The sequence below is a fragment of the Rothia sp. (in: high G+C Gram-positive bacteria) genome (assembly GCF_030540545.1).
In the GTDB taxonomy this organism is placed as follows: Bacteria; Actinomycetota; Actinomycetes; order Actinomycetales; family Micrococcaceae; genus Rothia.
On record NZ_JAUNVZ010000131.1, the window covers coordinates 1 to 1,032 of the forward strand.

General features: G+C 58.9%; 1 protein-coding gene. It reads right to left on the reverse strand.

The features are described from left to right. Nucleotides 1-1,032: prolyl oligopeptidase family serine peptidase (locus Q4P78_RS09425; RefSeq protein WP_303340108.1), on the reverse strand; the 1,032-nt coding region annotated here is incomplete at both ends.

The window sequence follows — 1,032 nt, forward strand, 5'->3', positions numbered from 1 at the left end:
CAGGCTGGTTACCGCCGCGATGGCGGGGTAGCACACGGGGCGAATGTTCTCGTAGGGAGTGTAAGACTTCATGTACTCGTACACTTCCTTATCTTCAATGGGGTTGCCCCATTCTTCCCATTCCAAAGCAGAAAGCGGCAGGTCAGGGTCAAGGATGGTGGTGAGCGCATCCACGAAGGGAACCTGGGCAATTGAGACCGCATATTTCTCAGGAGCCAGGTTCAGCACGGCACCCATGAGCAGTCCGCCCGCGGAACCACCGTAGCAGGCGATACGCGCAGGATCCGCCCACGGCTTGGTCGCCAGGTAATCGGTGACATCCACAAAATCAGTGAATGAGTTCTTCTTGTGCAGCTTCTTGCCGTTGAGGTACCAGGTGCGCCCCATCTCGCCGCCACCGCGAATATGCGCAATCACGTACACCACTCCGCGGTCCAAAATCGACAGCGTGGGGATGGAGAACATGGGGTCCATCGAAATTTCATAGGAGCCGTAAGCGTACTGAAGCACCGGATGCGGCTGCGTCAGGTCAAGATCGGCACGGTGAATCACCGAGATGGGGATGAGGGTTCCATCGGCGGCGGGTGCCCAGTCACGGTAGGCACGATAATCCTCACGCTGATAACCGCCAAGCACCGGGGTCTCGCGGCGCAGAAGCAGGGTCTGCGACATGGGGAAGTAATCGTATACGCGGCGTGGAGTTAGGAATGAGGTATAGGCGATGCGGATAACCGGGGAATAGTTCTCGGCACGCAGCACGCCAGCGGTGTACAGTTCTTCATCGAACCCGGCAGGCTCCATGAACGTGATGCCTGCGGGCTTCTTGCGGCGCCATTGCACGGGCAGCTGTTCCCGTGGGGCAAGGAACAGGCGGGTGGTCGTATCCGCGCGGGCGGTCACCACCAGGTGGGTCGCAGAGAGCGTGAACCCTTCGAGGCGAACATTTTCGCTGTGGCGAATTACCGGAACCCAACGCTTCGAATATTCCTCTAAAGATTCGCCGTCCTTCGGCATATCGGCGAGCACCAGCTC